The sequence below is a fragment of the Pseudoalteromonas sp. SANK 73390 genome (assembly GCF_054966645.1).
This window is the reverse complement of sequence record NZ_ARPN01000084.1, coordinates 1-6,303: the sequence shown is the minus strand read 5'-3', so window position 1 is coordinate 6,303 and position 6,303 is coordinate 1. Positions and strand designations below refer to the sequence as shown.

The 6,303-nt window shown below is 44.1% G+C and carries 6 protein-coding genes; all 6 read left to right on the top strand.

Features of this window, described 5'->3' with window-relative positions; all coding sequences use genetic code 11:
• The first annotated feature begins 119 nt into the window (after window positions 1–119).
• Genes SANK73390_RS10805 through SANK73390_RS10780 form a run of 6 tightly spaced genes read left to right on the top strand, consistent with a single transcriptional unit; the run spans window position 120 to window position 6,073 of the window.
• Window positions 120–602: a hypothetical protein gene (locus SANK73390_RS10805; protein WP_462766035.1), complete on the top strand. Its 483-nt coding sequence runs from the start codon at window positions 120–122 to the stop codon at window positions 600–602.
• A 9-nt stretch (window positions 603–611) separates the two neighbouring features.
• The gene (locus tag SANK73390_RS10800; protein WP_462766034.1) at window positions 612–2,612 is read left to right on the top strand and encodes a DUF4815 domain-containing protein; all 2,001 of its coding nucleotides are present in this window, start codon (window positions 612–614) and stop codon (window positions 2,610–2,612) included.
• Window positions 2,609–3,847: a hypothetical protein gene (locus SANK73390_RS10795; protein ID WP_261626348.1), complete on the top strand. Its 1,239-nt coding sequence runs from the start codon at window positions 2,609–2,611 to the stop codon at window positions 3,845–3,847. The genes SANK73390_RS10800 and SANK73390_RS10795 overlap by 4 nt, the downstream gene beginning before the upstream one ends.
• Before the next feature lie 9 nt (window positions 3,848–3,856).
• A complete protein-coding gene (locus SANK73390_RS10790; RefSeq protein ID WP_462766033.1) occupies window positions 3,857–4,153 on the top strand; it encodes a hypothetical protein in 297 nt (98 codons plus the stop codon).
• A gap of 9 nt (window positions 4,154–4,162) precedes the next feature.
• On the top strand, window positions 4,163–5,539 hold the full coding sequence (locus SANK73390_RS10785) for a hypothetical protein (RefSeq protein ID WP_462766032.1): 1,377 nt from the start codon (window positions 4,163–4,165) through the stop codon (window positions 5,537–5,539).
• Between the two features lie 9 nt (window positions 5,540–5,548).
• On the top strand, window positions 5,549–6,073 hold the full coding sequence (locus SANK73390_RS10780) for a hypothetical protein (protein ID WP_462766031.1): 525 nt from the start codon (window positions 5,549–5,551) through the stop codon (window positions 6,071–6,073).
• The last annotated feature ends 230 nt before the right edge of the window (window positions 6,074–6,303 follow it).

Here is a 6,303-nt window from a genome sequence, read left to right as displayed (position 1 = left end):
ACGTATTTAAGCTCAGGATGACGGGTATTTAAGGTCAAAACCCTATCAGCGAATGGCATTCCCCCTTAGTGGGCTTTTTATGCTTGAACAATTAATATTTAACTTTAAAGGAGCACAGGGTGGCTATATTAACCCGCGCAGGGCGTATCGAGCTTGCTAAAGCTGTTGAGCGCAAACCAATCTACTTAGCTTGGGGGCAGGGTGCCATAGAATGGGACTCACAACTTCCTCCAGAACCAAGCACCAGTACCGAACTTGCCAATACTTTAGGCTACCGCAAGGCAACCCGTGTGTTGTATTGCGAGTCTGACGATGACGGCGAAATTCAAGTACCTAATGGGCGCTACAAAATAGTGAATTACTCCACACCCAATATTTACTGCCAATTTAACTACGACTTTGCAGATGGTTTATCACAAACCATTAGAGAGTTGGGCTTGATGGTTGGCACCTTACCAAAGCCAGAGCTACCAGCGGGTAAATTGTACTTGCAACCACACGAAGTGGCTGACAAAGGCACTTTGATGTTACTTGAACATCGGCCCGCTATTTACCGCGACCAAGGGGTACGCGAGTCGTTTGAATTTGTAATTAGCTTCTAAGGGAGCAGTATGCAACCACATATTTATGAGCAAATAAAGGCGCAACACCCTGATTATTATCAGAGGTTTGACGCGAACAAACAATACCAACAGATTTTATTTCGTGCTGGCAAAGGCTTGCAAAGTCGAGAACTAAACGACATTCAACAGCAAGTAAACCATCAAGTTAAAGGTGTGGCAGATGCACTACTCAAAGATGGTGATATTGTCTCTGGCGGTGGGGTTAAAGTAGAGAGCGGACAAGCTAGATTAGCTGCCGCATCGGTTTACCTTCGTGGTGCAGTGCGGCCAATACCAGAAACAACATTGGCATTTAATAACACAGAAGACGCCCTTATTGGTGTGTTTTTAGATAGCACCGTAGTGACTGAACTTGAAGATGGTCAGTTACGCGACCCTGCGGGTGAAAACTCTCCTATGGTACATCATAACTTTGATGAACCCGGCGCGGCACGTTTGCAAGTAACGGGTCGTTGGGGAATGTTGGCGGGAGCACAAAATGCCAATACTGAATTTTACCCCGTGTATCAAATAAACCAAGGGGTGTTAGCAGTCAAAGAAGCCCCACCACAGATTGATTCTATCACCACGGCTTTGGCGCGATATGATAGGGAGTCTAATGGTGGTCACTATGTGGTTGAGGGGTTAGGCCTGCACTACATTAAAACCGACAATGGCGAGCAGCATTTTAGTTTACAGTCGGGCAAAGCCCATATTGGTGGTTTTGAGCTTAATTATGCCATGGCATTGCCTGTGACGTTTAAGTCAGAGCCTGATGTGCAGGTCATAAAAGCTGAAAAAGCGCCACTGCAAGTAGGTGATGATGCGAGCAAACCCATAAAGGTTGATTTTGCGCCACTAAAAAGTGTTGATAGGGTGAGTGTTGAAGTGCGCACCACCAGCACATTAACCCGTACCGCACAACTCAAAGACAGCTTTGCGCAAACCAGTGTGGTTAAAGTCGACAAAGTATATGTTGGCGATACTGTGTACGTGGATGGTGAAGATTACGACTTTATCGACAACCACATTAGCTGGCGATTAGACAGCCAGCAAGAGCGCCCACCTGCGGGCAGCAGCTATCAAGTAACGTATGTGTATGCGCGAGTAGTTAATGTATCGCATACGCAAACACATTACCAAATTGATACCGCATTTTTAGCGCCGGGCGATACCATTTTAAGTGATGAAATTGAAGCTGATTATCAGCGCTTAAACCCGCGTATTGATTTGTTTGTACTCAACAAACAAGGCGAAGTAAAGCGCATAAAAGGCACGTCTGCTTTGGAGTATCCATTGCCACCGGCAGCCCCAGAGCAGCACTTGCCTTTGGCTTATGTGTACCAGCAATGGGGCGACTCTGTACCGCGTATTGAGTCGGTGGCTATTCAAGCCGTGAGCATGCTGGACTTACAAAATATGCAGCATCAAATACGCGATTTATATCAGTTGCTTGCGATAGAGCGGCTACGCAATGATGCAAACACACAGGAACCGGCCAGCAAGTATGGGGTATTTGTAGACCCATTTTTAGATGATGACTTGCGCGATCAGGGGCTTGAGCAAAATGCAGCCATTATTGACGGTGAGCTAACTTTGCCTGTTAACCCCACAGTGATGGCGCTTGATTCAGAGCAAACGCAATTACTACCTTATGTGCTTGACGATGTGCTTATTCAGCCAAAACGTACTGGCGCTATGAAGGTAAACCCTTATCAAGCCTTTGAACCTGTGCCTGCACAGGTAACACTCACGCCGAATGTTGACCATTGGACAGAAACCAGGCAGCGTTGGAGTAGCCCAATTACACGGCGCTTTAATCGCGGCAGTGGCCTTGTACAGCGCATAGTAACGACAGTGGCAACACAGCGAGTAGGCGTACAAACCCAGCAAGCAGAGTTTTTACGCTCACAAACCGTGCATTTTAATATTACAGGGTTTGGCCCAGAAGAAGAGCTTGAGCGGGTTGTATTTGACGGTATTGAGCTAACAGCACAGGAGGCATCATGATCAAAGCAAATGCAAGCGGAGAGCTAACCGGTAAATTTACGATTCCAGCCAGTGATGACATCGCCATTCCTGCTGGTGTAAAAACGGTGGTATTTGAAGGCAAAGGTGAAAATGGCTCACGCGGGTTTGCCACTTACACGGGTAGCGGGCAAATTCGCACCGAAACATTAGCACAAGTAACCACCATTACTACTGAGCGCTTTGATCCATTGGCACAAACGTTTACCTTGCAACAAAGCCGATTTATTGCCGCTGTCGAGCTGTATTTTACCGCTAAAGGGGCTGAGTCTGTACAGGTACAAATACGTGAAGTGGTACAGGGTATACCCACACAAACGGTATTGGCACAAAGTCGTATGCAAAGTGATGACATTTCACTTAGTGATGCCACTTTGTTTGAATTTACCCCGGTATTTTTACAAGCTGGGCAAGAGTACGCCATTGTGGTGCTAACTGATGGTGCGGATCATGAAGTAGCCATTGCTGAACTGGGTGAGTTTGACCAACAGCACGGTTGGGTAACTAGCCAGCCTTATCAAGTTGGCGTGTTGTTATCATCAAGCAATGCCAGCACGTGGACGCCACATCAAAACAAAGATTTAACCTTTAAGTTAAAAGCTGCCAAGTTTACGCAAAATACTCAGAGTGTTGAGTTAGGTAGTGTGGCAGCACACAGTGTGAGTGACTTAATGGCGCTTGCGGTTGTACAGCGGCCAAGCTCACAAACTGATGTTGATTTTACATTTAAAGTGGCAGGTAGCAACGAGGTACTGGCAACAGTGCAAGAGTGGTCGCCACGCCAACTTAGACAAAAACTCAATGATACAACCATTAATGTTACTGCTAATTTGACCGGCAGTGAGCTTTTAAGCCCCGTACTGTTTGCGGGCAGTCAATGTGCATTAGGGGAGGTTGAGCAAAACGCCCAATATATTACTCGTGAGATCACCTGTCATAGTACGGGTCAATTTACAGTGAGCTTTGATGCGGTACTTGAAGGGACTGCGTCGATTGAGGTGTATTTACTCGACGCTGAGCACAGTACAGCCGTTGCACTAAGCCGCTCAACCATTAATGACGATGGCTGGAAACAGCTTGATTACATTCATACTTTTGCAGGGCAAACCACTACGCCAGATCAAAACTTGTTAAAGCGCGTGCGGCTTAAATTGGTTTTAAACGGTAATGAGGCGAGCCGGCCAAGAGTTAAAAATCTACGTGCATTTTCAACTTAAGGAGCGAATATGACCGTCGAAATTAATACCCCTCACCGCGACTACCCACTACCACACCAAAACAATCTACTGGAACAAGACGTACTACGGCTTATTCAAGCACTTACGCAAATTGATGTGGATGTTGAAGCGCAACAGCAGGGTCAAGCTTTATTGCAACAAGCACTTGAGCAAGTTGCGCAAGGTAGTGACGCAAAGCTGGAAGAATTAAAAAGTCTTTTAAATCAGCGGCAAGTAGCCCATCAAGAACTTCATCGTAAACAAAAAATCAATCACCTACTTGGTGAGACAATCTATCCACTTTAAGAGGACATTATGGCAACTATCAACAATGCCGTGCAAGAAATGGTCGACCACTTGGTTGATAAAATGCGTAGTAATCAAAAACTCAGCGCAGAAGAACAAACCCTAGTCAGTAACGCGATTCAAAAGCTCTCTAACAGCGCAGATTTAGAAACCGCAATAGTGGCTATAGCAGAGCAACACTTGAATGAAGCGACAGGCAACATCAACAACGCCAGTGAATTAGTTAAAGCGTTGCAAGCTGACCTATTAGAGCAAAGTGATAATTTAGGTTTATTGCCTGATCTGGAAACTAAATTTAATGAAATAACAGCAAATTTAGTCACGAACGTTGCTAACACCTTGGCTGACTTACCTAAAAAACTAATTGACCCCACATACAAGCTGGGCGAGCCCGAATTTAGGTTAGATTATTATGATAATACGGTGTCATCAATAATGACAAGCACACAAAGCTACGGTGCATGTAATGTGATTAATCTACTCAATTATGACACTGGCATATATTATTGCTATTACGATGGGGGCTCTCAAACGAGTAGTACTAATCAAGCAAAAATCGTGATGATAAATACGCAAGGTGAGGTACTACAAGCATCCAAGAACGCGCCTATTATTACACCAAACGGCAGTGATACGGTAGGGGCGTTTATTTTACCGAGTGAAGAAACAAGCTTGTTTAGTTACATCAATAGCACGAAGCAGTTGACAATTTATAAACCCGGTAGCTTTACCGTTGAATCGGTGCAAGAACTTGACTATTTTAAAGTTTATCAAAGTAAAACCGACAAAAAGCTATATTCAGTGGATGCAGGTATTTTACATGAGTTTAATGGCAACACTTGGGTTCAAAAGTTAGAACAGACATTCACAAGTGAAAGTGAGTTTGAAACATGGGCTATATCAAATACACTGGTGCCTTTACACACTCAAACGCTTGCATTAGTAAATAGTAACCGAGCTATATCAAGCCAAGCAGGCAATGGAGAGGGAACATCAAACCTCACTGTTACTCGACCGCCTTACTTAAGGGAATATGCTTTCAAAGATGGGGAGTACAGTGTATTAGTTGGAGTTGGCACACAAAACTTGACGCGATACTTAGATGCAACGAATGCCAATCAACAAGGTAGTTCAGTATTTACGCGAAGCTTCAAAGGGCGAGTTAATTTACCTGCCATCGATAAGCCTATAAAAGCAGAGTTAGAATCAGTCACGCCAAGTAATAATTATAGAAGTGGGGGTGATTCATATCATGGGCATGGACACCCCCAAATTATCGGCTACTCGCCAATGCATAATGCATTATTGGTCTACCAATATTTTAGGTTTTATCAAAGCAGTAGTACTAATCGAGCCCAATCACTTTGCCGCGTTTACTTTGCTTAAGGAATCACTATGTTTAACTGGTCTAATACAAAACACGCCGTTTATTTACATGGCACTTATTTATTAACGCATCCGGAATCTGGTGAGCGCTGGCAGTCAAAACAGCAGGCGCAACTTTGGTTTAATGAGTATCAAGCGCAAGCGCAATTACGTGAAGACGAACTTGCACAACAAAGCTCGCCTGAGTTAAAAACAGTAAAATTGCAATCTGTAACTGGTGCGCTGCGTGTACCCAGTGATTTATCGAGTGGAGTCGTCAAAGTAACGGTTGCCGAAGGGCAAAATGTCACATTAACGGGTCAATTAGAGATAGACGATGAGTCTTTTTTGTTGCCAGTGTTGCGCGATGATGGTCGTCGAATTTACTTTCCTATTGAAGTACAAGGTGGCCAGTTTAATGCAATATTTAATTTTCCTACTTCTGGGCGTTTCGAAGTGTCAGCGGCATTATTAAATGAAGACTTTGCAGCCCCGCGTTTTAGCGCAAGCAATATTACGTTTTATGTTGTGCGAGAGGCGCAAGCTGCAAGCTAATTTAGTAAACGGTCAGAGTTGACCTGTTTTAAATCCTAAAAAACAGTAATATACACATAAGCTGAAACATTAACTTAAATGAGTTACTTAGTTTAGCTGACACAATCCCATCTTTGCATCTTTAGCCTACTCAAATGAGTAGGCTTTTTTATTGGGGTTTAAAGTTGTGTCACACTGAACCAAAATTTTCGTCATCCTGAACTTGTTTCAGGACCTTGTTTTTTGAGTTC